Raw genomic sequence first — 24187 nt, 5'->3', positions numbered from 1 at the left:
TAGCTACTATTAACCCATCGCCAATGTACTTCATAATAAATAACAATATATTTTCCCGATGGCTACATTTGGGATCCCCTGATGATATGTTTATAAGTACGTTGTCAGTTAGAGCTAATAGCTGTTATACATCCTGTGACTTTGAGTCTGTCTGCTGAAAAATACCAATGCCAACCTTGGCCTGGACTAATAGAAGCCTATCGTGAGTATTTGCCTGTAAGTACAACAACCCCAATAGTTACTTTACTAGAGGGTAACACGCCACTAATACCTTCTTTCACTTTGGCAGAAAGGATTGGTAGACAAGTAAGCGTGTATATAAAATATGATGGTCTTAACCCTACTGGTAGTTTTAAAGATAGGGGTATGACTATGGCAATTTCAAAGGCAAAGGAAGAAGGAGCAAAAGCTGTAATTTGTGCAAGTACAGGTAACACTTCAGCAGCTGCCGCTGCCTATGCACGAAGGGGTGGTATGCGTCCATTTGTAGTGATTCCTGATGGTTACGTCGCTTTGGGTAAGTTGGCACAGGCTTTACTATATGGGGCCGAAGTTATAGCTATTAGGGGTAACTTTGACCAGGCCTTGGGAGTTGTACGACAAATGGCCGATAATTATCCCATTACCTTAGTAAACTCACTGAATCCCTACCGCTTGGAAGGTCAAAAGACAGGAGCGTTTGAAGTAGTAGATGTTTTGGGCAATGCTCCCGATTGGTTATGTATACCTATGGGTAATGCTGGTAATATTACTGCTTATTGGATGGGATTCTGCCAATATTTTCAAGCTGGGAAATGTGACCGCTTACCAAAGATGATGGGATTTCAAGCTGCAGGTGCAGCACCGTTAGTAAATGGTCAACCTGTAACGAAACCAGAGACTATTGCTACAGCCATTCGGATTGGAAATCCTGCTAGTTGGGGGAAAGCAGTAGCTGCCAAAGATGCAAGCCAAGGCAGTTTCCATGCTGTAACAGATGCAGAGATATTAAATGCCTATCAAATTCTGGCTTCAGAAGAGGGTATTTTTTGTGAACCGGCCAGTGCATCTTCTGTAGCGGGATTATTAAAGATGAAAGACGAAATACCAACGGGAGCGACAGTGGTTTGTATATTAACAGGACATGGTTTAAAAGACCCAGAAATGGCCATGAAACATGGCAATAGTCAATTTCAAAAAGGGGTTGAGATGAAAGTTGAAGTTGTAGCTAAAGCTATGGGGTTCTAGTTGACCATGAGATAATGGAGAAATACCTCATACTCCATTATCTCATGGTCAGAATACAAATTGTTACAATTTATGCCTTTTAACAAAAAATAGGTTGAAATAACCCACTTGAGAAGGCGGCACCCGGATTCGAACCGGGGGATAAAGGTTTTGCAGACCTCTGCCTTACCACTTGGCTATGCCGCCATGTTTATACTTGGTTACCATAACACAATTCTACATTTAAAAAAGATAATTGAAGCAATTTACTTGGATTATCTAAACTTAATTTTATTTTATTATCCTACTATTTATTTGTTGAAGGCTAGTAGAAACAGACTAAGCTTGTAATAAGTAGACTCTTAAAGGGCAAAAACCCCCTTAAAAGACTTTTAAGTCACTAGCGAACCCCTATTTTACTTGTTGTAATAACTGTAAACATATTATGTTTGATTCAATAGCTGAGCGTTTAGAAGGAGCATGGAAAAAACTACGGGGCCAAGATGAAATTTCCCCATCAAATATTCGAGATGCCTTGAGGGATGTACGCCGCGCATTATTGGAAGCGGATGTGAATCTCCAGGTAGTCAAGGAATTTATTGCTGAGGTCGAACCAAAGGCACAGGGGACTAAGGTGATTAGTGGAATCAGTCCAGATCAACAATTTATTAAGATTGTTTATGATGAGCTGGTTGCGGTAATGGGGGAAACTAATGTTCCCCTCATAGAAGTAGATACTGCTCCCACAATTATTCTAATGGCTGGTTTGCAGGGGACTGGTAAGACTACTGCTACAGCTAAACTTGCATTGCACTTACATAAATTAAATCGTAGTTGCTTGATGGTAGCTACTGATGTGTATCGACCGGCAGCAATCAATCAGTTAACAACCCTGGGTAACCAAATAGGAGTACCTGTATTTGATATGGGGAGTGATGCTAATCCTGTTGATATTGCCCGTCTAGGTGTGGAAAAGGCTAAAGTAGAAGGTATAAATACAGTAATTATTGATACTGCTGGACGTTTACAAATTGATGCAGACATGATGGGGGAATTAAGTCGCATAAAAGAGACTGTTAAACCCCATGAAACTTTGTTAGTGGTTGATGCCATGACTGGTCAGGAGGCAGCCAGTCTTACGCACGTTTTTAATAAGCAGGTGGGAATATCTGGTGCTATTCTTAGCAAGCTTGATGGTGATAGCCGTGGTGGGGCAGCTCTATCTGTACGGCGCGTTTCTGGAACCCCAATTAAATTTGTAGGTATAGGTGAAAAAGTAGAGGCCTTACAACCCTTTTATCCTGAACGTATGGCATCTCGAATTCTAGGTATGGGTGATGTCTTGACTCTTGTAGAAAAAGCTCAAGAAGAGATAGATATTGCCGATGCAGAAAAAATGCAGGAAAAAATTCTGTCAGCAAAATTTGACTTTACTGATTTCCTCAAACAAATGCGCTTACTAAAGAATATGGGGTCTTTGGGGGGAATAATTAAAATGATTCCTGGGATGAATAAATTAACAGATGAGCAACTACAGAAGGGAGAAACTCAGCTCAAACGTTATGAAGCAATGATAAATTCTATGACTATAGAAGAGCGCAACAACCCCGAAATCTTATCTAGCTCTCCTAATCGCCGCAAGCGTATTGCCAAAGGCTCTGGTTACAAGGATGTGGATGTGAGTAAGCTCGTAGGTGATTTTCAAAAAATGCGTTCAATGATGCAGAAAATGGGACAGGGAGACCTGTCTAAAATTCCTGGGATGCTTGGTAATAGGATGAGTAATAATTCTATTGTTGGAACAGGGAATACTAGGGCTCCTGGTTGGCGAGGTTATAATAGTAATGTTCGAGCTAAAAAGAAACCCAAAAAGAAAAAAGGTTTTGGCAATCTTTAAATTAATATCCCAAAATACAAGGGTATAAGTTTTAAAAAATGATGGTATTTATTATTCAGTAAATGCTAAGGTACGAACTTGTATATCCATACCCTTATGCATAAGTTATGAGATAGAAAAGCCCAAAACTTAGCAAATAACCCACCCAATAAAATTTAAAAAGCATTAGACTTGTTTATATGGAAAGAAAGATGAATACAACTAATTAACTTTCTTCGTCTCTAAGATAATGAGATATAACACAAAAACACAGGAATATAATTTCTTAAGATGATTAAACTACGCCTGAAAAGATATGGTAAAAAGCGAGAACCTAGCTACCGCATTATTGCTATCAATAGTCTTGCGCGTCGTGATGGTATCCCTTTAGAAGAATTGGGTTTTTATAATCCTAGAACAGATGAAGTCCGTTTGGATATTCCTGGGATTGTAAAGCGACTACAACAAGGTGCCCATCCTACAAATACAGTCCGTCGGATTCTGGAAAAAGCGAATGTCTTTAAAGAAGTCAGCGCAACATCAACATAATAATTGGAAGTCAGTCAAAATAGCCCAAAATGCAGGTATATCCTGACTATTTTAGATAACTATCTGAGAATCGTTGGGATTTTTGCATTGGCTATTTTTAGTATTTCCGGAATTTATATTATTAACTAGGAGTATCTAGATGAGATAAACAGAATACTTAGGCTGCAGAAGAAATTATTGCATTGGATAAGAGCAGTTTTCAGGTAATCAATAAACATGAAAATAATTGTAGCTCAGTAGTTAAGATAAGATGTCTGGTAGTAGGATAAAAATCGTCACGATCAAAATAAAAACAACAATAGAATTGGGAAGCATTGCTAGACAAGCTTCCCATTAATCACAGGCTGTTGCTTATTTTAGATGTCTTAACAAAAGCTTCCGTCTAGGAAAGTATGTATCGGCCATAGTGCCATACGTAATTATGTAGTGCAAATAGCCTAATTATTTTCCTCATTTTGGCAAGGAAAATAATCCTTTGCAATAACACTAAAGATGTTATTGCAAAGGATATGAGGAGAACAGAACATAGGATTTTTCTACTATACTTATTGCTAAGTAAGAAAATTTTTGATCTGTTCCAAGTTCCTTTTTTATTTCTCTGAATCATTTATAATCTTTGCCTTTAAAGGCAGACAAAACTTGGAGGAATTCTAGTCTTCTACTTATAACTTTCCACTTCTAGCTCCTTCAAATTTACTACTTCTCAGAAAATTGAAAATCTTAATATGGCAGCTGCCTTAACAATTCAAATACCAAGTATCGATAGTACGATCGCTTTGGCAGGATATGCAGGAGAAAATCTAAAAATTATCTGTAATCTGACAGGAGCAAACATAGTATTACGGGGTCAGGAGTTGTTGATTTCTGGAACTCCAAAACAGATGGAGATTGCCATGAATTTGGTGCAAACATTGGAAAATCTCTGGCATGTGGGCAGCATTATTTCTAACGCAGATATTTTGACTGCTTATCAAGCTCTTAATACTCATAGAGAGGGAGAACTTGAGGATTTGCAAAAAAGAGTTTTGGCAAAAACTCGAAGGGGTAAAGTAATCCGTGCTAAAACATTTTGCCAAAAAGAATATATTGAAGCTATTAGCAAAAGTGACTTGACATTTTGCACTGGTCCTGCGGGTACAGGTAAAACTTTTTTAGCTGTAGTTATTGCAGTAAAAGCACTACTCAACAATCAATTTGAAAAGTTGATTTTAACTCGACCAGCGGTCGAAGCAGGGGAAAAATTGGGTTTTTTACCAGGAGACTTACAACAGAAAATCAACCCCTATCTACGTCCGCTTTATGATGCCATTCATCAATTTATAGCCCCAGAAAAGTTGCCATCTCTTATAGAAAAGGGCATAATAGAAGTTGCTCCTCTTGCTTATATGAGAGGCCGTACCCTTGACAATGCTTTTGTAATTGTAGATGAAGCCCAGAATACCACAGCATCACAGATTAAAATGATATTGACCCGCTTGGGTTTTCATTCCCGTATTGTGGTGACAGGAGACATTACACAAACTGACTTACAGCCCCATCAGCAGTCCGGTTTAAGTGTAGCCATAAAGATTTTAAAGAATGTAGAAGGAATAGCCTTTTGTGAATTTTCTCAAAAAGATGTGGTTCGCCACCGTCTAGTACAAAGGATTGTTACTGCTTATGAGCAATATGAAGTTTAGTTTTTCATGACAGTTTGCAAGTGAATGGTTTTCACTGACGTCTAAGTATGTGCCCAGGTTATACTTTTAACCTAATTCAACCCTAGATTAAAAGTTATATTCTCTATATGGTAACTATTTTACACACTAGTTTTACTCCTTAGAGGGGCTTACTGAAAAGTACTTAGGTGTTAAATAGAGTATTAAGTTACTTCAAGGAGTACTTCATTCTATGGAATTTCTATGAAGCTTGAGTAGCCACACTGGTATCATAAACTGTTTAATAAGTTAGGTATTTGCATTATTTCTTAGTAATTTAGTGATTTAAGATTCAAGTTTTTGTCATCCATATCAAGACTAAGATTCGATTTTAAATCGAAAGTCTTACCTGTATTAAATTATCCTCTCTTATTTTAACTTAATAAGCCTTATAGGTAAGACTAGGAGTTACAATATCTTAAGTCTAAACATTCAGGTAGGTATGCAAACAGAATATCGGCAGCGCCGTAAAGCATTTATGTCAAAAATTGGTAATGGTACTGCTATATTTCATAGTGCTCCTATTGCCGTAATGCATAATGATGTGGAGTATGCCTATCGTCAGGATAGTGACTTCTTTTACCTGACTGGTTTTAATGAACCCCAAGCAGTAGCAATTTTAGCACCTCACCACTCAGAACACCAATTTGTGTTATTTGTTCAACCCAAGGAGCGGGGAAAAGAAGTCTGGAGTGGTTATCGATGTGGAGTAAATGCAGCGAGAGAGATTTATGGTGCAGATGCAGCTTACTCAATTGTAGAATTGGAAGAAAAGTTACCTTATTACTTAGAAAATGCAGACCGCATTTATTATCGTCTGGGACGTGATCGCTTATTTAATGAAACTATTATCAATCATTATCAAGTTTTATTAAATACCTATTCCAAACGTGGTACTGGCCCACTTGCCATTGAGGACACGGGTGTTATTCTCCATAGCATGAGATTGATAAAAAGTGAGGCTGAGCTAGAATTAATGCGAAAATCCTCCGAAATAGCAGTAGAGGCACACAATCATGCTATGAAAATAGCCCAACCAGGAAGCTATGAATATGAGGTTCAAGCTGAAATTGAGCGAGTGTTTCGTTTACGGGGTGGAAGTAGTCCTGCATATCCTTCTATTGTAGCTTCTGGAGCAAACGCCTGCATACTTCACTATATAGAAAATACTTGCCAAATGCAGAATCACGATTTGTTATTGATTGATGCTGGATGTTCATATGGTTACTATAATTCGGATATCACCCGTACATTTCCTGTGGGAAAGAAGTTTACGGGAGAGCAAAAGGCTTTGTATGAAATAGTTTTAAGGGCTCAGAAACAAGCAATTGCCCAAGTACAACCTGGTAATTCCTATAACCAAGTCCATGACGTAGCCGTTTATTCACTAACAGAAGGTTTAGTAGAGTTAGGTCTTTTAAAGGGAAATGTTGATAATTTAGTTGAAGCGGGGAAATATAAACCATATTATATGCATCAAACTGGACACTGGCTAGGTTTGGATGTACATGATGTGGGGATTTATCAGTATGGAAAATACAAACCACAAATTTTACAGCAAGGCCAAGTCTTAACAGTGGAACCCGGACTATATATTAGTCATGATACTGAGCCAGCAGAGGGTCAACCAGCTATCGATCCTCGTTGGGTTGGTATTGGAATTCGTATTGAAGATGATGTGTTAGTAACAGTTAATAGTAACGAAGTTTTAACCGCTGGTGTACCAAAGGAAATTGATCAGCTGGAAAGTTAATATTACCTGTTATTTTAGGAAGACAGGGGTCTAGGCTATATGTCCGATATTGGCCAGAGTAACGAATATAAATTTTCATGTAACCCTCTAATCTAGACCGGATTTTAGAGTCATATTAGGAACTTACTATTACTAATATGAAACAAAATCTTAGTTTTAATGCCAAGGGATCACTTATTCAAAGTGATATATACTCTTTTGAATCAAAATTTCATTACTTCTTACTTAGCTATGATGCTATAAAATCACCAGAACCTAGGCTCTGACTTTTACCATCGCTGTGATTTTTAAGCTGTGACTGTCAGTAATTATTTCAAGTGTAGTTTAGTATAATCCTACTATAATAGGGCACAATAAGCTTATAAGCCAAGCACTTAGTTATTTATAGAAAAGTGCCGGGATATAATTATGAATATAAGAAAACTTTTATAACCTATAAACTATAGACTTTTAGTAAAACTATACATCCGGCTATACATCCGGTTGATTAGTTAAAGCTTATTATTTTATGTTTAACCCGAATCATGAGGGCAGGGTAGCTGCTTATTTATCTATTTTATCTATATGCAGCAACCTCTTACAAGACAGAATACATAACTTAATCTCAGTATAATTACTTATAGACTATATTTTGAAGTCCTTTAAGTGCTTGCAAAGCAAAGGTTATCAAGCAAATTGCAGCTTATTAGACAGAGACTAAGCGTCTAAGTGATTCCGCACGACGTTTAGCAACTACATTTCCTGAATCATATTTTAAAGTTTCTTCATATGTCTCCAATGCCTGAGCTATAAGCGTCTTCTTCTCATATGCATGAGCTAAATTATTTAATGCTTTAACATAATCTGGTTTATATTTTATGGCCTCCTTATATTGACGAATTGCCAAGTCATACTGTTCTTGAGCAAAATAAGTATAGCCCAGGCCATTATAAATTAGGAAAATATGATCTTTGTCATCATCCGTTGCTATTTTAATGGCTTTCTGGAAAAGCCGTATAGCTTGGGAGTATAACTTTTTTTCCGAGTAGATACTGGCTAGTGTATAGTAATCCTGTATATTACCTTTCTTTTTTTCCAACTTTCTACGCAAATTGGAAAAAGACCTTTCTCGTCTGTGGGTCTTAAAGACCTGACGAAACACACCAACAGCAATAAATACTAACAAGGTAACTAGAATACTAAGGTAAATAAGTGCGAGTTTATTATTCATCATTTGTCTCTTGATTCTTAATTTTCACCTACTATCCAATGAAGTATAAGGTGTAATGTAATCGCTGCATTTATAATTAAATCCAAACAAGACAAGGGATGTTACTAAATTCTACCCTCAAATTATTGAGCCATTAAAAAATAAGATGACTACTGATAACTAGTTAAGATAGCCGAGAACCATAACCATTTTCAGATAAACCTCCATCTCAATCTCCTAAAAACTTAATGCAAATATCAAACTTTCTACATACTTCTTAATAAATGCCCAGAGAAAACTCAAAACGTTCTAATCTGAAATCTGACTGGGTTCATTTTCTTCGAGCTTTTCTAAGGCATCACTATTAGTTTATAGCAAGTGTACATTTGTCAGGCTGAAAGTGTCCCAAAGTTTAGGATGTTAACTCATTATAATGGGGGTTCTAGAAATCTAATGACTCTTAAGGCAAGTGGCGGAAGCCCAGTTGCGCGTCCGCAACTATATCAAACCTTGGCTGTATCAAAAATTGCCCAAGCAGAGCAACAAGACCGCTTTTTGGGTAATTGGGAGTTGCAGGAGTTAGCAACATATTTTGCATCTGGTGCCAAACGTTTAGAAATTGCCCAGGTGTTAACAGATAGATCAGAAATCATTATCTCTCGTGCTGCAAACCGAATTTTTACGGGTGGATCCCCGATGTCTTTTTTAGAAAGGACCAGGGAACCAGAACAGGAAATGGCTATATCTATGGCTGGTAAAGGCCTACCAACATCAAGGGAATTAGGAACTGTTACTTATGTAGAATCTCGGGGTGGATTTTTTGGTAATCTAAGTTCTATTTTTACTTCTGGAAGTGGTGGTATTACACCTGTTGCTTTTAGACCGATTAACATATCTCGTTATGGTCCAGACAACATGGCAAAAAGTTTGCGAGATTTGTCCTGGTTCCTGAGGTATGCAACATATGCAATTATTGCTGGAGACACCAGCATCCTCTCAGTGAATACTAGGGGATTAAGGGACATCATTGGAAATGCCTGTTCTATAGAAGCAACCATAGTTGCTCTGCAAGAGATTAAAGTTGCTTCAATCTCTTATTTCAAGAAAGATGTAGAAGCAGTGGATATCCTGACGCAGTACATGGATGTTTTAATCACAGAATTCAAAGTACCAGGACCTTCTGATAAGCTAAGACAACGTTATTCTTCTGACCAACAAGGCTTAACTCTACCTCAGACTTATTTTAATGCCTCAGAACGACGGCAGAAATTTGTTATGAAGTCAGGACTATCTACAAATGATAAAAATCATGTAATAAAAGCTGCTTATCGGCAAATTTTTGAGCGAGATATTACCCGTGCTTATCACTTAGGTATCTCAAATCTGGAATCCCAAGTAAAAAATGGTGATATCTCCATGAGGGAGTTTATTCGTTGTTTGGGTAAATCTTCCCTTTACCGTAAACAATTTTATGAACCATTTATTAATAGTCGTGCTCTGGAATTAGCCTTCCGCCATATCTTGGGTAGAGGTCCAAGTTCTAGGGAAGAACTACAAAAATACTTCTCCATTGTTTCTAATGGTGGTTTACCAAATTTAATTGATGCTTTGGTCAACTCTCAAGAATATTCTGATTATTTTGGTGAAGAAACTGTTCCCTACTTGAGAGGCTTGGGTCAAGAAGCTCAGGAGTGCCGTAATTGGGGACAACAACAAGATCTTTTTAATTATAGTGCTCCTTTCCGCAAAATACCCCAATTTATCACTACCTTTGCAGCTTATAATCAACCTCTACCAGATCAACATCCCTATGGCTCTGGTAATGATCCTTTAGAAATACAATTTGGGGCTATTTTTCCGAAAGAGACTCGCAATCCCAGCAGTAGTCCTGCATTTTTTGGTAAAGATACCAAGCGTTTACTTATTCATCGGGGTCCGGGAATTAATAACCAAAATAGCAATCCTAAGGCGCGAGGAAATTACCCCGGAAGTTTGGGAGCTAAGGTTTTCCGTTTGGAACAGTTATCTGGGAGAAATAATTCAAGTGTTCAGTTTTCAGAAGACTGGATCCAAAAGGTAATTAAGGCTGCTTACATACAAGTTTTCGGTTTTGAGGTGTACAGTTACCAGCGTCAGTCATCACCTGAAGCCAGACTGGAGAATGGTGATATTACAGTCAAGGAATTTGTACGCATTTTAGCTAAATCTGATGCTTTTCGGGGAAGATATTGGAATAAATTATATGTAATGAAGGCAGTGGAGTACATCCACCGTAGGTTATTAGGGCGTCCCACTTATGGCAGACAAGAAACCAACAAATATTTTGATATTTCTGCTAGGAAGGGGTTCTATGCACTAGTAGATATGATTATCAGCAGTCAGGAATATACGGAGGCATTTGGTGAAAATACTGTTCCTTACGAACGTTATATAACAGCCGGTGGTTTGGCAATGCGCCAGCTACGTGTGGGCTCGATTATTGGTGATGACATTGCTACTTCTATGTCCAAGAAAGAAATACCTCGATTTTTTGAATTGGGTATACCTCAGGACATACAGATAGAACCCCATATTGAATTCCGGATCAGTCAAGGGGTCTCGAAGCAGCGTGAACAAACTAAAATCTTCAAGTTAGTTGCTGGGGTTAACGATAAAGTTGTTATTGGAAGACTTGTCAGTGCAGCCTACTTGCAAGTATTTGAACGAGATATTGCTCCCTATATAAGCCTGTCCAAGGAGTTTATATCCTTAGAAAGTAAACTCAGTAATAGGGAAATAACAGTTAAAGACTTTATTGAGGCTCTAGGTTACTCCAGTTTATATTTGAAGGATTTTTACACTCCATATCCGAACACTAAGGTAATTGAACTAGGAACAAAACATTTCTTAGGAAGAGCCCCTTTAAATCAGGCAGAAATTCGCAGATACAATCAGATACTAGCAACCCAAGGTATTCGTGCCTTTATTCGCACCATGGTTAGTAGTATTGAGTATGTAGAGGCATTTGGCGAAGATACAGTTCCTTATAACCGTTTTCTAACAATACCAGCAGCAAACTTCCCCAACACACAAAAATTGTATAACCAACTAAATAAACAAAATAAAAATGTGGTTGTACCTAGTTTTCAAAACATCAAGCCTCGAATTGACAGCTCAAAATTGCCCCTTACAAAAAAGGCAATTGCAAATATCACAGTCTCTCATTCCAGCAATTATATGGGGGATAAATCCGAAAAAGTCCGGATCCATCGAGTAACTGTTAATAGTTCATCATCAGAGATTGAGATGGCAATTAATGCTATTTACTCACATGTGTTAGGACTTTGGTGTGATGAAGTTCCTCTATCGATGAGGATCATAGAAATGGAAACAAAGTTATGCAATCGTGAAATCACAGTATGTGAGTTTGTAGCAACTTTAGTTAAATCGGCAATTTACCATCAGCAATTCTTGAGCTCTTATCCACCAAATAAAGTAGTGGAATTTTTGTTCTGTCATTTACTGGGAAGAATGCCAATCATCCCTGGAGAGTTAGATCAGTATCAGATATTACTTCAAGAAAATGATTTATCCCAGGTCGTTGACAAGCTTATAAATTCTCCTGAGTACAACCAATTCTTTGGCAAAGACGTGGTTCCCTATAAACGCAATGAATATATACAAACGGTTAACTAACAAAGTCTAACCAAAACGGTAATAAATAAATGCGCAGGGGGCAAAGTTAATATAGCTACTTTGCTCCTAACATTAATATAGTTTCTTTATTCTCTAATATAGTTTCTTTATTCTCTGTTTTTATTTGATACATTCTTAAGAAGAAAATATTACAAACTATTAAGAATATTCATGTATGCTCAGCAGAATGACCGAGAATATTTGCTGGAAGGCAGTAAGCAGAAATGCTTGTGTAATTTACCCAGGCACACTCGAGGTTGTACCATAAACAATATTAACTTAATGTCAATGTTGTACTTGGGGCAAAATTGAGGAAAGCTTAATAAAGTCTTGTAAGTCTCACCAGTGCTATTAAGCTCTGGTTTCATGATTGTTGGAGGAATCCATTAATGAGTATTGTCACGAAGTCTATCGTGAATGCTGATGCCGAAGCCCGTTACCTCAGCCCTGGAGAACTAGATAGAATAAAAGGTTTTGTCACAGGTGGCGAGAGTCGCCTACGGATAGCACAATCTCTAACTGACAACCGGGAACGGATTATCAAACAAGCTGGCGATCAACTATTCCAAAGACGTCCAGATATTGTTTCCCCTGGTGGTAATGCTTATGGTCAAGAAATGACTGCTACCTGTCTGCGCGATTTGGACTACTACCTACGTTTGGTAACCTATGGTGTGGTTTCTGGTGATGTTACTCCCATCGAAGAAATTGGCATAGTTGGTGTAAGGGAAATGTACAAGTCCTTGGGTACTTCCATTGATGCTGTAGCTCAGGGCATTGCGGAAATGAAGAACGTAGCTTCTAGCATGATGTCTGGGGAAGATGCCGCCGAAGCAGGTTCTTACTTCGACTACGTTATTGGTGCAATGTCATAGGATGGCTGTTTGCTATCCACTGATATACGAGAATAGCAATAGAGTTAGACATAAGGAAATAAGAACATGCAAGATGCAATCACTTCTGTTATTAATTCCGCAGACGTTCAAGGTAAATACTTGGACGATAGTGCGATGGATAAGCTTAAGGGTTACTTTGCAACCGGTTCGTTGAGGGTACGTGCAGCCACAGCCATAAATGCTAATGCGGCTGTAATCGTCAAGGATGCTGTGGCAAAATCTCTTTTATACTCTGATATCACTCGTCCTGGTGGTAATATGTATACTACTCGTCGTTATGCAGCTTGCATTCGCGATTTGGATTATTACCTCCGTTATGCTACCTATGCAATGTTGGCTGGTGATCCTTCCATATTGGATGAACGTGTGCTCAATGGCTTAAAAGAAACATACAATTCCTTAGGCGTTCCAATTGGTGCCACAATACAAGCCATTCAGTCTATGAAAGAAGTAACTGCTAGCTTGGTAGGTACTGATGCTGGTAAAGAAATGGGTGTTTACTTTGATTACATCTGCTCCGGCTTGAGCTAGTATTGTAGCTTGTGCTTAGTTAATTAATTAGGTGTAACTTAAGTAGTTTTGGGACTGGAAGTCAAGGGTGAGTCCTGGGATGCTTTTTTGCTTGTCTAGAAATATATTTATTATTTTATGAACAAGTGTTAGGTTTCTAGAGTTTATTCTTGATTTCTGGCCTTGGGGAAAGTAAAAGTGTTGACACAATCATTAAGTTTTACGCTCACTAATCAAACTAAAGTTAAGGAGATATTTTATTATTATGCGGATGTTTAAGGTCACTGCCTGCGTACCTAGCCAGAGTCGAATTCGTACTCAGCGGGAACTTCAAAATACATACTTTACTAAACTAGTACCCTACGAGAATTGGTTTGGCGAGCAGCAAAGAATTCAGAAAATGGGTGGTAGAATTGTCAGCGTACACTTGGCTACTGGCAAGCAGGGTACAAATACTGGTTTAAAGTAACGACGAAGCAATACAAAATGTCATGCTCAACTTAATGATAAGCCTTGAATTAATATAATTTTGTGTATGTTGAACATATGGCTACGAGGCAAATGACTTTTATAAGCCTTTATAAACCACTGGAGAAATTAACCCCTTGGGTTTTGCACTTAAGAAATTTATAGAATATTTGCAATTAATTAAAGGTATAGCTCTACTGTTCTCGTTTGTTTTATGGATGTCTATTAACTTTCCAGATTTGAGATGTTTACACTCTTACTAATTTTATTTTGTTGATTGTTATTTAGCATAGCAACATCAGTATTTCAGCGCAGAAGTTTTAGGAACCTTACTTAAGTTAGTTAATTGATTATTCTGCTCACCAGAGTTTCAAGATAAGCTGGCCATTGATATTAGAGGTGATTTTTTCTTAGCAGCTTCTCTTCTCTTTCCAGTATTTATTTTTTTCTGGTAATTTCAACTGCCGGAGATAATCTTCTAGTGGGATTAATAATGAATGCCCTAACCCTATAAATATTCTTTCGGAATAACCACACCCTTGTACTGGAACGCTGGTATTCTTACGAATAATTATCATTGTGATTAATAATGAGAGAGTATTCTAATACAATTAATTACATGCTGGAGATTTGCAGTGTTTGGTATCTGGGTTTATAATGACAACTAAATAGTCGGTGGTTTAACATCCTCAAATTAATTATTTATAAGGATAATTTTGTTACTTTTCCATGTGTAGCCCATTTATAAATAATTAATTATTTAGATGCCAGCTGATGGTGAAGGCATATGATTTGGACTCAGGTAGATCTAACTAATAAAGTTCCGGTGACTGCTATTTGTTTTCCTGGATTTTCCCGCGTTAGCCATATTTAATGATTAACAACACAATTATAACGAAAATGTATCCTAGTTTATAAAAATACTCAATAAATGGTGGATTGTACTGGTATGAGGTAAATAAATATTGGCAAGAGGTATAAAACCAAGCTCTGAAATGAATGTTAAGCAAAGCATATTAAAAATATTGGTTTGCTTAATGGTTATGGTTGTTTATTTTACTTATCTCTAGATTTTTACGGAATACTCCTTTTTCTGATCATGGCCATTTTGTTATAAATATATATGCCTAACTTACATGCAGTGTTATAATCAGGGACCGTGTTAAGATGAAAAATAATTTATTTATGCCTAAACTCAAAACTCGCAAGGCTGCAGCAAAAAGATTTCGTGCTACTGGTAGCGGAAAGATTATCCGTCGCAAGGCTTTTAAAAATCATTTGTTGGAGCATAAAACTTCTAATAAAAAACGTAATTTGTCAAAAATGGTAGTTGTCCATGAAGGCGATATGGACAATGTAGTGGGAATGCTCCCATACTTATTATAAATTAATTAATGATTAGAAATAAAACTATGGCAAGGGTGAAACAAATATGGCAAGGGTGAAACGCGGTAATGTTGCTCGGAAGCGTCGCAAAAAAATTCTCAAATTAGCTAAGGGTTTTCGTGGCTCTCACTCTACTCTATTTAGAACAGCTAATCAGCAAGTGATGAAAGCATTACGGAGTGCTTACCGTGATCGAAAAAAACGCAAACGTGATTTTCGTCGCCTGTGGATTGTCCGGATTAATGCTGCTGTACATAAACATGGCATGAGTTACAGTAAGTTTATGGGTAAGTTAAGGAAAGCTGACATTCAACTCAACCGTAAAATGTTGGCACAGATGGCAGCACTTGACCAAGCCGGATTTAGCAAGATTGCGGAATTGGCAAGCAGAGTCCAGTAGTGTCAATAGTTATATATATGAGTATATTGCCGGCATAACAGGTTTTTAATATGATTAGTTGTGGTAGCCAGTGCTTAAAAAGCCTACTTAATCAGCAGGATAATGTGTTATCACAGTTGCATCTACTAATTTCTACAGCAGTTATCCTGGTATTAATTGTTGCCTTGTTATTAATGCTAATTCCAGACTCAGCAACGGCTAATGAGTTGTCAGAGATACAACACCGGTCCTATGTTAGGATAGCAGTCAAAGACAATGTGCGCCCTTTAGCGTTTAAGGATGTTAAGGGAAATTTGCAAGGCTTAGAGATTGATTTGGCCCAAAGGTTGGCGACAGACTTATTGGGAAAGGACGCTAATATGAAATTAGTAACCATGGCAAATCGTGATCGCTTGCCTATGATATTTAATCATAAAGTTGATTTGGTAATTGCTAGAGTCACTTCAACAACTTCAAGGTCAAGGATTGTTAGCTTTAGTATTCCCTATTATTTAGATGGTACCTTGTTAGTCACCAAAGATACCTCCCTGGAGCGTCTACAAGACCTAGCTACTAGAAAAATAGGAGTCTTAAATAATTCCAGCACTATTGCCAGTTTGAAGTTTTATCTACCTAATGCTGAGCTAGTAGGTGTAAGTTCTTATAAACAAGGAAAGGAACTACTGGAAAATAATACTATAGCCGCCTTTGCTGCAGACGGTTCTGTTCTGGCAGGTTGGGTGCAAGAATATCCCCAGTATCACTTAATTACTACTAAGCTGTCTACAGAACCATTATCTGTAGTTATGCCTAAGGGGATGCAGTATGATGAACTTAGACAAAAAGTGAATAGTGCCCTCACAAATTATATTTCTACAGGTTGGTTAAAACAGAGAATTATACACTGGGGTTTACCAGTCTATTAAGCACCTATTCAATCAGTAGAGATAAGATTAAGAAAAAACTTATCTTTGCTTTTCTTAACACTCCTTTTAACTCCACACTATTGCCCTTGACGGCGCTCAATAATTTCAGTAGTATTTTCTTAGATGAAGATTTAAAGCCGCAAATAATTAAATAATGAAAATTAACTGACATGGTTATGTTTGTCTTGTTGCTTCTTATATCAAAGCCGAGATAAGTATAATCCATTTTTAAGTAAATTGAATATATATTTGTGTATCTAAAAATATTGGGGCTAACAGTGGAAATAATGCACTATCCCGTTAGTTATGCGAATCTGCGAAAACCCCCATTGCTCGAATCCCTTCAATCCGGAAGGCAATAACTTCTGTAATAGCTGCGGGTATAGCCAATTTAGCATCCTCCTTAGGAATCGTTACCGCATTTTTTCTCTAATTGGAGAAGGTGGGTTTAGCAAAACCTATGTTGCAGAAGACGTAGATAGATTAAATGCTTCTTGTGTGGTTAAACAGTTTTTTCCCCAAGTGGAAGGGACAGTCGCAAGAATAAAAGCTGCAGAGCTATTTAAAGAGGAAGCTTTTCATCTATATGAATTGGGTGAAAAACACCTGCAAATTCCCAAATTATTGGCTTACTTCCAACAAGGATTAAGTCTATGCTTAGTACAAGAGTTTGTTCAGGGAAAGACCTTATTACAGGAACTCCTAACTAGATCCTTCGGGGAAGCAGAAATTATTGAAATAATTACTGATTTATGCTCTGTCTTGAAATTTGTCCATGCCCACAATGTTATCCATAGGGATATTAAACCAGAAAATATTATTCGTCGCCAGAGTGATCAGAAACTCGTATTAATTGACTTTGGAGGAGCTAAACAAGTAACACAAACCAGTTTAGCAAGGCAGGCAACAGCAGTTTACACTATTGGTTATGCTCCTAGTGAACAGATGGCAGGTTTTGCCTGCCAAGCCAGCGATTTATATGCTTTGGGTGTCACTTGCATTCGCATGATCACCCAAAGCTTACCAAAACAAGATAGTTATGGACAAATTCATGACCGCCTGTATGACCCTATGACTGCCCAATGGTTTTGGAGAGAAATCTTGCTGGAAAAGGGTATAACTATTAGTGAAGGATTAGGCAGAATTCTTGATAAATTATTAGAACATTTGCCCAGTGGAAGATATCAATCAGCAGAGGACGTTTTAAAAGATTTATATGAATTAAAAGGTAATAATAACAGCTTACCTCACAAAAAACCGGAAATAATCCCAGAATCAGAAATAATCCCAGAATCAGAAATAATCCCAGAATCAGAAATAATCCCAGAATCAGAAATAATCCCAGAATCAGAAATAATAAGAGTGGCTGGGTCAGGAGAAACCCCATCTAATAGATCCGGGTTGCAAATCTTTACATATAATGTAGTAACAGTCGATATTAATGGCAATGAAATTGGACAGAGTCATCGCAGTGCAAAGTTTTTTACTGAAGAGTTGGGTAATAATATAATTGTGAACATGGTACTGATTCCTGGTGGTGTATTTACTATGGGATCGCTTATTACAGAAGGAGATGCCGACGAACGTCCCCAGCATCAAGTTGCAGTAGAAACATTTTTCCTCAGTAAATTTCCTATCACCCAAGCACAATGGCGAGCTGTGGCAGCTCTGCCTCCAGTTAAACAAAACTTACACCCCAACCCATCGAAATTTAGGGGTGCTAATCGGCCAGTAGAAAATATATCTTGGTACGAAGCTTGTGAGTTTTGTGCCAGATTAAAACAAAAAACTGGGAAAAATTATCGTCTGCCAAGCGAAGCAGAATGGGAATATGCCTGTCGTGCTGGTACTAATACACCATTTAACTTTGGGGAAACCATTACGAATAAATTGGCTAACTGCAACACTAATTATGAAAAGCTTCGTTACTACCGCAACGAAACTACTACTGTCGGTAGCTTCCAGTTTGCCAATGCTTTTGGATTGTATGATATGCATGGCTTGGTATGGGAATGGTGTGCTGATCCTTGGCATAAGGACTATCAAGGCGCACCTGATGATGGTAGTGTTTGGGAAACTGGTGGAGATAATCATCGTCGGGTGTTACGTGGTGGTTCTTGGAACTTTACACCAGATATGTGCCGTAGTTCTAGCAGAAGTTGGAATGAGTCAGATGGTGGGTTGCGAATTTCTGGATTTAGAGTATCAATGAACTTCTGGGATTGGATTAATTGTTGCTAAATATAACTGCAAGTAACACCCCTTGAACTGTAGATAAAGAGTATTAAGATCTACACTAAATCCTAAAATTAACCGAATTCTTATATATACTATTTTGCATGAAGTCAAGAAATATATGTTTATGAGTAATTACAATCAGGTAAAGCTTAACCTTAGGTTAACCTTAAACCAATATTAAAGCTGTTAAGTTGTTATTAGCAATTCACTTTTTGTTGCAACATTGAAACCCCCCATAACTAAAAGTAATTCTTTGGTTATGGGGGGGTTATCTATACTTGGTGAGGAATTGAGATTGGCCAGTGTTTTCCCATATAGATTCTCCGATTTTAGAGAAGGCAAAATTATACTTGTCACAGAAAGTAAGAACTTTAGCAAACGAAATAGATGTTAGTTCCGTAGAACTATCGAAAGCATTGAAGGGTCTAGGAGACTTGAAGCTGCTAAATTTCTATTTGCCCCACTTTTTTAAGGAAATAGAGGTTAGTGGGGAAATATTTGCTGATTTCCAAGAACTAGTAGCCAGTTATTCTGGTGCTTTAGCTTTTTTGCAGACTCAACATCAGAGTGCTGTAAGAATGGTTGTTTCAAGTGCAAACACCCAACTCAAAAAAAATATTTACCCCAAATAAGGAATAATAAGTGTTTTTTGGGTGTGGGGTTTTCACAGTTGCGGAGAACTGGTAAACCAATAATCACTGCCTTGCCTATATCTGGAGGATATAAGCTCGATGGATTTGTTCCCTGGATAACTGGATATGGTATATTTTCCGAATTTATCGTAGCTGCCATTTTACCTAATAGAGGTTCAGTGTTTGGCATTATTCCTTTTAGGGAAACTAAACAATCTACAGGTGGAATGATAAAATTTTCCCAACCAGCAAAGCTTGCAGCGATGACATCTACAAATACAGTGAGTAGTAATATATCCGGCTATTGTTTACCTGTAGAACAGGTGATTTTTACGAAAACTGCAGGTTGGATGAATGATAATGATAAGAGCAATATTCTTTCTGCTAGTTTTTTGGCAACAGGATGTGCAATTGCAGGATTAAATATAATAGCCGCATCATCACAACAAAAATCATTGCCTTTTATTACTGATTCTTTTGTATTTTTGCACCAAGAGCTGGCAAATTGTCGTGCTGCTATCAGGAAAGCACAAAAAAACTCACAAACAGAATTCTCAGAAAAAATGCATCTTAGAAGTTGGGCAATTGAACTGGCAAATCGCATTTCTCATGCGGCAGTTGTTGTCTCTGGTGGTGCAGCCAATTATAGCCATCATAATGCACAGCGTATTTACAGAGAAGCTTTAGTCTTTACAGTTACAGGTCAAACTACTGCAATTATGGCTGCTACTTTGACAAGGTTAGTAATGAAAGAGGTAAAGGAATAAGGATAAAATAAGGAAATATTTATTTGTAATCTAACATCTAAAATTCTGTAATTTAAAATTCTATGATGCAAATATATAAGGTTATAGTAGAAGTGTTTGAAAAGCCACCTATTTTTTATGAACCAGCCAGGCAACCTTTAAAAGCCTGGGTAATATATTGTCTTCGAGATAGGGGTTTCAAGGTTATATATGATCAAAATGCGGATTTTGCAATTGAGCAAGGAAGGGAAAGTAATAAGCTGTGTTTTAAAGTTACAGATGATCCAACTGATCTAGATCCAAAGTTTGCTTGGATAGTTTGGGATAGTAAAAATCGAACTGTAAGTCTCACATTACCAATGGTCAATTAGTTCAGCATTTTAATGCAAAAGTCAGGATTCTAACAGTCATGCTGTTTACTTGCAAATCAAGTTTCCGTCTATTGTTTGCTATTTTATGATTTCTATCTAGTTACGATTGGAGTTAAGACTTAATCCTATGGGGTATATTAGTGTAGTTTCCCCCTTATCAATATAAGGCACCCACTTTAGTCCTTAAGCTAACTAGGCAGTAGATAAAAACAAATTATTATAACATTATAGTCAATAAAGCAATCAATCATGAATAGTTAGAGGTTTGACACCATAGTGATGGTAAACTAACCATAGGATGAGCCTTGATGATATTAAAAACATCAAATTACCTAAATAATCAAATTTAGAGGTGTTGCGTAAATCCTTTGATTTTAAATATAGCAGCTGATTGTTCATATGTTTATATTAGTTTTTTCAAGACATGAACAATGCTTACAATGGTAGGAAATGCTAATTAATTCACATGTAGATTTGCTAGGTTTAGATTCACTGCTTGCTATTCGTAATATCCTAAGTGAATATTTTTGTGTTTATTTTAAGATTAATAGGGAAATTCTACCCATTCTATAGCATTTTAGCTGAAATCATCTTAAGGCAGAGATAGTGAAGGCAAAGCTTAAGCTAAATTATTATTTTGCATTATATTTTTCTGGGTATGGAAGCATTTCCAGGTATTTTATGTCTTAATAAAAAGATTTGATATATTAGAGTAATATTCTCTAAAAGAATATTACTATTTGCTTATAATTGGGGATTGTGTCCTTACTAGCTGTCTGGGATAATAAACCTAATTACCCTTAGTTTATCAAGATCAAGAGCAGGTGTTTATTATATCTTGAACTTTTAACTACATTCAAAGTATCCAGTAGGTAATTGGATATATCAAATGACACTTTATCTTTGGTAATTTGATTAGGTTTGGATTACTTAGACGTTTTTTCCATAACTTTTTGCAAAAATAGACTTTCTAGGTGGTTAAGCCTTCCAGAATCCCATAGCCAGACTATACTAGTAATTCCTAATCCAACTATAATAATTAAGGACAATATTCTGACTAGGATGCCTCCTTTGTATTGGAAAGTACTTTTTTTGATTCGTCTTTTCAAATTAGCACTTGCTGGCTGAAATGACTGGTTAACATCAGTTTGACGGCTCCTTAAATCTGTATAACTGTGGTTGCTAGAGAGAACTGATGTTACCTGGGGTGTTGATTGGGGTATTTGATTTGCTAAAACCGTTTGGTTCGGGAGTTTATTACCATCAAGAATTTTGTCAATATCAGCGAAAAGTTCGTCCATCAGATAATCCGCATAAGTTTCGATAGCCCAAGGCTCACTGCAAATTAGTTCTTCTGATGTTTTGGGAATGGTTAGATACGTTCTGTTTGATTGTGACATGGCTTTTTATTCTTTTAGTACTAGGGGCAGTTAATAGTTCAAAACCCTAGCACCTGGGAATCACTTTAATTCTTGTTGATACTAAGTTGATTTTCCATAAGTGGAGTTGCGATTAACTAGCTTTTTCCTGTATTTATAAACTAATTATAAAAAGCATTAACCTTATTAGTCTTATAGATATTATTAATTAATAGCTATTTTATGATTTGTGTTATTCATCATAATGATTTTCCCAACACTATAATTATAGTTAATGAAGTTTGATATTAAGTTAATTTTGAAAAACTTGTTGTTTTTTGTTTTTACCTAATTCTAGATATATGATTAAAGAATTAATATCAGCAGGGTTTACTCCACCAATACGTGATGCCTGACCAATTGTAATAGGTTTTACACGATTAAGTTTTTCCCGTGCTTCCTTGGATAAAGTATCAATTTGCTCATAATCCAAATCATTAGGCAGAACGCGGTGAGCCTGACGGGTAATTTGGTCGATTTGATTTTGTTGTCTGGCAAGATAACCGGAATATTTGACTTCTATCTCTACCCCCTCTTTTTCCGTATGGGCAAGATTAGCTTTACCCAATCCATACTCTTCCAGATTAACGTAGTGAAATCCTGGACGAAGTAACAAGTCTGCAAGGGTAATAGAACCTTTGATAGATTGCCCAGTGGCTTTGGCAATTGCTTTACCTATATCCTCATGTTCTTTAACTCGAGTCACTTTTAAACGCTGTTTCTCATCTACAATATTTGCTTGTTTTTTCTTAAATAATTGCCATCGGCGATCACAAATTAAACCTATTTCCCTACCCAATGGTGTCATCCTTTGGTCCGCATTATCTGATCTTAATAGTAAACGATATTCAGAACGGCTGGTCAGCATACGGTATGGTTCACGTAAATCTTTAGTACATAAATCATCCAATAACGTGCCTATATAACTTTTTTCCCGGGGAAAAACAATTATTTCTTCTCCTCTAACTAGCCGTGCAGCATTAATACCAGCAACTATTCCTTGGGCTGCTGCCTCTTCGTAACCTGTAGTTCCATTGATCTGTCCAGCACAAAATAACCCAGATATTTTCTTAGTCATCATTGTGGGATAACATTGGGTTGCTGGCAAATAATCATACTCCACAGCATAGGCGGGACGTAGCATTATACACTTTTCCATTCCAGGAAGACTACGCAAAAGTTGTAGTTGTAAATTTTCCGGTAGACCTGTTGAAAGCCCTTGAATATATAATTCAGGGACATTCCGACCTTCTGGTTCAATAAATACTTGATGGCTTTCTTTATCTGCAAATCTAACGATTTTATCCTCTATGCTGGGACAATAACGGGGACCCTTTGCTTCTACCCAACCCCCATATACTGGTGAAAGATGCAAGTTGTCCCGAATCAAACGGTGGGTCTCTGGGGTAGTTCTGGTCATATAACAAAGCATTTGTTCTTTTTCTAGCCATGCTTTTGGATCAAAGCTAAACCACCGTAAGTCCTTATCCCCAGGCTGGGGTGTCATTTTATTATAATCTATAGACCTTTTATCTACCCGTGCTGGGGTTCCTGTTTTAAGCCTTCCAGTTTCAAAACCCAAACGATTCAAAGTGTCAGTTAATCCTATAGCTGCAAATTCTCCTGCCCTACCAGCGACCATGGATTTATTCCCAATCCAAACTTTTCCTCCCAAGAAGGTTCCCGTTGCAAGAATTACAGCTTGACACCGGAAAGCTGCCCCAAAATAGGTTTGGACACCAATTACATCATCATTGGGACCTAGTACCAAATCTGTTACTATTCCTTCGCGGACACTAAGATTTTCTTGGTTCTCTACTATAGACTTCATTACTGCTGTATATTCCCGCTTATCTGTCTGTGCTCTTAAAGCCCACACGGCAGGACCACGTGAAGAGTTGAGTATCCTTTTTTGGAGGTATGTGCAATCAGCGATCTTGCCAATTTCCCCGCCCAACGCATCTATTTCATGAGTTATTTGAGATTTGGCTGGTCCTCCTACTGCAGGATTGCAAGGTTGCCAAGCAATTTTATCTAGATTAAGTGTGAGTAGCAAAGTCTTACAGCCAAGACGTGACGTTGCCAAGGCTGCTTCGCAGCCTGAGTGGCCTGCACCAACAATAATCACATCAAAAGCATCTTGGAATTCCACAAGATTATTCATAGTCTAAATTATAGGTAGTCTTAAGTTGGGAAAATATTAATGATATTAACTGACATATCAGTCGTTTTTATTTTTTATTATAAAGGATAAGTTTCATCGTACTATTTT

At 37.3% G+C, this 24187-nt stretch carries 20 protein-coding genes and 1 tRNA gene; 16 read left to right on the top strand and 5 right to left on the bottom strand.

The annotated features are described in order from the left end of the window. The first annotated feature begins 135 nt into the window (after positions 1 to 135). The gene (gene thrC / locus RINTHH_RS09900) at positions 136 to 1227 is read left to right on the top strand and encodes a threonine synthase (protein WP_008236029.1); all 1092 of its coding nucleotides are present in this window, start codon (positions 136 to 138) and stop codon (positions 1225 to 1227) included. Between the two features lie 114 nt (positions 1228 to 1341). Here thrC and RINTHH_RS09895 read toward each other — a convergent pair. Further along, positions 1342 to 1413, bottom strand: a tRNA-Cys gene (locus tag RINTHH_RS09895). 238 nt (positions 1414 to 1651) lie between these two features. On the opposite strand from RINTHH_RS09895, the gene ffh reads away from it, so the two are divergent. The 4 genes from ffh to RINTHH_RS09875 all read left to right on the top strand — a co-directional run bounded on the left by ffh (position 1652) and on the right by RINTHH_RS09875 (position 7081). Further along, complete coding sequence (gene ffh, locus RINTHH_RS09890) at positions 1652 to 3103, top strand: signal recognition particle protein (protein WP_008236028.1); 1452 nt, start codon at positions 1652 to 1654, stop codon at positions 3101 to 3103. Positions 3104 to 3373: 270 nt separating this feature from the next. Continuing rightward, positions 3374 to 3631: a 30S ribosomal protein S16 gene (gene rpsP / locus RINTHH_RS09885; RefSeq protein WP_008236027.1), complete on the top strand. Its 258-nt coding sequence runs from the start codon at positions 3374 to 3376 to the stop codon at positions 3629 to 3631. Positions 3632 to 4356: 725 nt separating this feature from the next. Then, positions 4357 to 5310 carry a PhoH family protein gene (locus tag RINTHH_RS09880; RefSeq protein WP_008236026.1) on the top strand — a complete coding sequence of 318 codons (954 nt, stop codon included), beginning with the start codon at positions 4357 to 4359 and terminating at the stop codon, positions 5308 to 5310. A gap of 460 nt (positions 5311 to 5770) precedes the next feature. Further along, the gene (locus RINTHH_RS09875; protein ID WP_008236025.1) at positions 5771 to 7081 is read left to right on the top strand and encodes an aminopeptidase P N-terminal domain-containing protein; all 1311 of its coding nucleotides are present in this window, start codon (positions 5771 to 5773) and stop codon (positions 7079 to 7081) included. Positions 7082 to 7766: 685 nt separating this feature from the next. On the opposite strand, the gene RINTHH_RS09870 is transcribed toward RINTHH_RS09875, so the two are convergent. Then, positions 7767 to 8291 (bottom strand): tetratricopeptide repeat protein, encoded by a 525-nt coding sequence (locus tag RINTHH_RS09870; RefSeq protein WP_044305016.1) that lies wholly within the window; start codon positions 8289 to 8291, stop codon positions 7767 to 7769. 432 nt (positions 8292 to 8723) lie between these two features. On the opposite strand from RINTHH_RS09870, the gene RINTHH_RS09865 reads away from it, so the two are divergent. The 4 genes from RINTHH_RS09865 to RINTHH_RS09850 all read left to right on the top strand — a co-directional run bounded on the left by RINTHH_RS09865 (position 8724) and on the right by RINTHH_RS09850 (position 13820). After that, positions 8724 to 11945: a phycobilisome rod-core linker polypeptide gene (locus RINTHH_RS09865; RefSeq protein WP_008236023.1), complete on the top strand. Its 3222-nt coding sequence runs from the start codon at positions 8724 to 8726 to the stop codon at positions 11943 to 11945. Between the two features lie 389 nt (positions 11946 to 12334). Next, on the top strand, positions 12335 to 12820 hold the full coding sequence (apcA, locus tag RINTHH_RS09860; RefSeq protein WP_008225525.1) for an allophycocyanin subunit alpha: 486 nt from the start codon (positions 12335 to 12337) through the stop codon (positions 12818 to 12820). A 66-nt stretch (positions 12821 to 12886) separates the two neighbouring features. After that, positions 12887 to 13372, top strand: coding sequence for an allophycocyanin subunit beta (apcB, locus tag RINTHH_RS09855; protein ID WP_008236020.1), 486 nt, complete (start codon positions 12887 to 12889; stop codon positions 13370 to 13372). 244 nt (positions 13373 to 13616) lie between these two features. After that, entirely contained in the window at positions 13617 to 13820 is a 204-nt protein-coding gene (locus tag RINTHH_RS09850) for a phycobilisome linker polypeptide (RefSeq protein ID WP_008236019.1), read from the top strand. 409 nt (positions 13821 to 14229) lie between these two features. Here RINTHH_RS09850 and RINTHH_RS10930 read toward each other — a convergent pair whose 3' ends face one another. Beyond that, positions 14230 to 14397, bottom strand: a complete 168-nt coding sequence (locus RINTHH_RS10930) for a hypothetical protein (protein ID WP_155943973.1) — start codon at positions 14395 to 14397, stop codon at positions 14230 to 14232. A 607-nt stretch (positions 14398 to 15004) separates the two neighbouring features. Here RINTHH_RS10930 and rpmI point away from each other — a divergent pair. The 7 genes from rpmI to RINTHH_RS09815 all read left to right on the top strand — a co-directional run bounded on the left by rpmI (position 15005) and on the right by RINTHH_RS09815 (position 20497). Further along, complete coding sequence (rpmI, locus tag RINTHH_RS09845) at positions 15005 to 15205, top strand: 50S ribosomal protein L35 (RefSeq protein ID WP_044305022.1); 201 nt, start codon at positions 15005 to 15007, stop codon at positions 15203 to 15205. A 46-nt stretch (positions 15206 to 15251) separates the two neighbouring features. Then, positions 15252 to 15605: a 50S ribosomal protein L20 gene (gene rplT / locus RINTHH_RS09840; RefSeq protein ID WP_008236017.1), complete on the top strand. Its 354-nt coding sequence runs from the start codon at positions 15252 to 15254 to the stop codon at positions 15603 to 15605. A 50-nt stretch (positions 15606 to 15655) separates the two neighbouring features. Further along, complete coding sequence (locus RINTHH_RS09835) at positions 15656 to 16510, top strand: transporter substrate-binding domain-containing protein (RefSeq protein WP_008236016.1); 855 nt, start codon at positions 15656 to 15658, stop codon at positions 16508 to 16510. Positions 16511 to 16816: 306 nt separating this feature from the next. Continuing rightward, on the top strand, positions 16817 to 18751 hold the full coding sequence (locus RINTHH_RS09830) for a bifunctional serine/threonine-protein kinase/formylglycine-generating enzyme family protein (protein ID WP_008236015.1): 1935 nt from the start codon (positions 16817 to 16819) through the stop codon (positions 18749 to 18751). 299 nt (positions 18752 to 19050) lie between these two features. Next, the gene (locus RINTHH_RS09825) at positions 19051 to 19380 is read left to right on the top strand and encodes a hypothetical protein (protein WP_044305014.1); all 330 of its coding nucleotides are present in this window, start codon (positions 19051 to 19053) and stop codon (positions 19378 to 19380) included. Positions 19381 to 19403: 23 nt separating this feature from the next. After that, positions 19404 to 20147, top strand: coding sequence for an acyl-CoA dehydrogenase family protein (locus RINTHH_RS09820; RefSeq protein ID WP_231291191.1), 744 nt, complete (start codon positions 19404 to 19406; stop codon positions 20145 to 20147). A 62-nt stretch (positions 20148 to 20209) separates the two neighbouring features. Continuing rightward, entirely contained in the window at positions 20210 to 20497 is a 288-nt protein-coding gene (locus RINTHH_RS09815) for a hypothetical protein (protein WP_008236010.1), read from the top strand. A gap of 926 nt (positions 20498 to 21423) precedes the next feature. Here the strand turns inward: RINTHH_RS09815 and RINTHH_RS09810 are convergent. Continuing rightward, positions 21424 to 21897 (bottom strand): hypothetical protein, encoded by a 474-nt coding sequence (locus tag RINTHH_RS09810; protein WP_231291190.1) that lies wholly within the window; start codon positions 21895 to 21897, stop codon positions 21424 to 21426. A gap of 271 nt (positions 21898 to 22168) precedes the next feature. Beyond that, a complete protein-coding gene (gene mnmG, locus RINTHH_RS09805) occupies positions 22169 to 24079 on the bottom strand; it encodes a tRNA uridine-5-carboxymethylaminomethyl(34) synthesis enzyme MnmG (protein ID WP_008236007.1) in 1911 nt (636 codons plus the stop codon). Positions 24080 to 24187 lie beyond the last annotated feature (108 nt).

It is taken from the genome of Richelia intracellularis HH01 (genome assembly GCF_000350105.1).
Lineage (GTDB): Bacteria > Cyanobacteriota > Cyanobacteriia > Cyanobacteriales > Nostocaceae > Richelia > Richelia intracellularis.
This window is presented reverse-complemented; position numbering and strand designations above follow the sequence as displayed.

What these genes read in the sequence shown, in the direction of transcription:
- RINTHH_RS09875 (WP_008236025.1), top strand. Translation starts at nt 5,771, where the DNA reads ATGCAAACAGAATATCGGCAGCGCCGTAAAGCATTTATGTCAAAAATT.
- RINTHH_RS09835 (WP_008236016.1), top strand. Translation starts at nt 15,656, where the DNA reads ATGATTAGTTGTGGTAGCCAGTGCTTAAAAAGCCTACTTAATCAGCAG.
- RINTHH_RS09880 (WP_008236026.1), top strand. Translation starts at nt 4,357, where the DNA reads ATGGCAGCTGCCTTAACAATTCAAATACCAAGTATCGATAGTACGATC.
- apcB (WP_008236020.1), top strand. Translation starts at nt 12,887, where the DNA reads ATGCAAGATGCAATCACTTCTGTTATTAATTCCGCAGACGTTCAAGGT.
- apcA (WP_008225525.1), top strand. Translation starts at nt 12,335, where the DNA reads ATGAGTATTGTCACGAAGTCTATCGTGAATGCTGATGCCGAAGCCCGT.
- RINTHH_RS09850 (WP_008236019.1), top strand. Translation starts at nt 13,617, where the DNA reads ATGCGGATGTTTAAGGTCACTGCCTGCGTACCTAGCCAGAGTCGAATT.
- RINTHH_RS09810 (WP_231291190.1), bottom strand. Translation starts at nt 21,897, where the DNA reads ATGTCACAATCAAACAGAACGTATCTAACCATTCCCAAAACATCAGAA.
- ffh (WP_008236028.1), top strand. Translation starts at nt 1,652, where the DNA reads ATGTTTGATTCAATAGCTGAGCGTTTAGAAGGAGCATGGAAAAAACTA.
- RINTHH_RS09865 (WP_008236023.1), top strand. Translation starts at nt 8,724, where the DNA reads ATGACTCTTAAGGCAAGTGGCGGAAGCCCAGTTGCGCGTCCGCAACTA.
- RINTHH_RS09815 (WP_008236010.1), top strand. Translation starts at nt 20,210, where the DNA reads ATGATGCAAATATATAAGGTTATAGTAGAAGTGTTTGAAAAGCCACCT.
- rpsP (WP_008236027.1), top strand. Translation starts at nt 3,374, where the DNA reads ATGATTAAACTACGCCTGAAAAGATATGGTAAAAAGCGAGAACCTAGC.
- RINTHH_RS09830 (WP_008236015.1), top strand. Translation starts at nt 16,817, where the DNA reads ATGCGAATCTGCGAAAACCCCCATTGCTCGAATCCCTTCAATCCGGAA.
- rpmI (WP_044305022.1), top strand. Translation starts at nt 15,005, where the DNA reads ATGCCTAAACTCAAAACTCGCAAGGCTGCAGCAAAAAGATTTCGTGCT.
- mnmG (WP_008236007.1), bottom strand. Translation starts at nt 24,079, where the DNA reads ATGAATAATCTTGTGGAATTCCAAGATGCTTTTGATGTGATTATTGTT.
- RINTHH_RS09870 (WP_044305016.1), bottom strand. Translation starts at nt 8,291, where the DNA reads ATGAATAATAAACTCGCACTTATTTACCTTAGTATTCTAGTTACCTTG.
- RINTHH_RS10930 (WP_155943973.1), bottom strand. Translation starts at nt 14,397, where the DNA reads ATGATAATTATTCGTAAGAATACCAGCGTTCCAGTACAAGGGTGTGGT.
- rplT (WP_008236017.1), top strand. Translation starts at nt 15,252, where the DNA reads ATGGCAAGGGTGAAACGCGGTAATGTTGCTCGGAAGCGTCGCAAAAAA.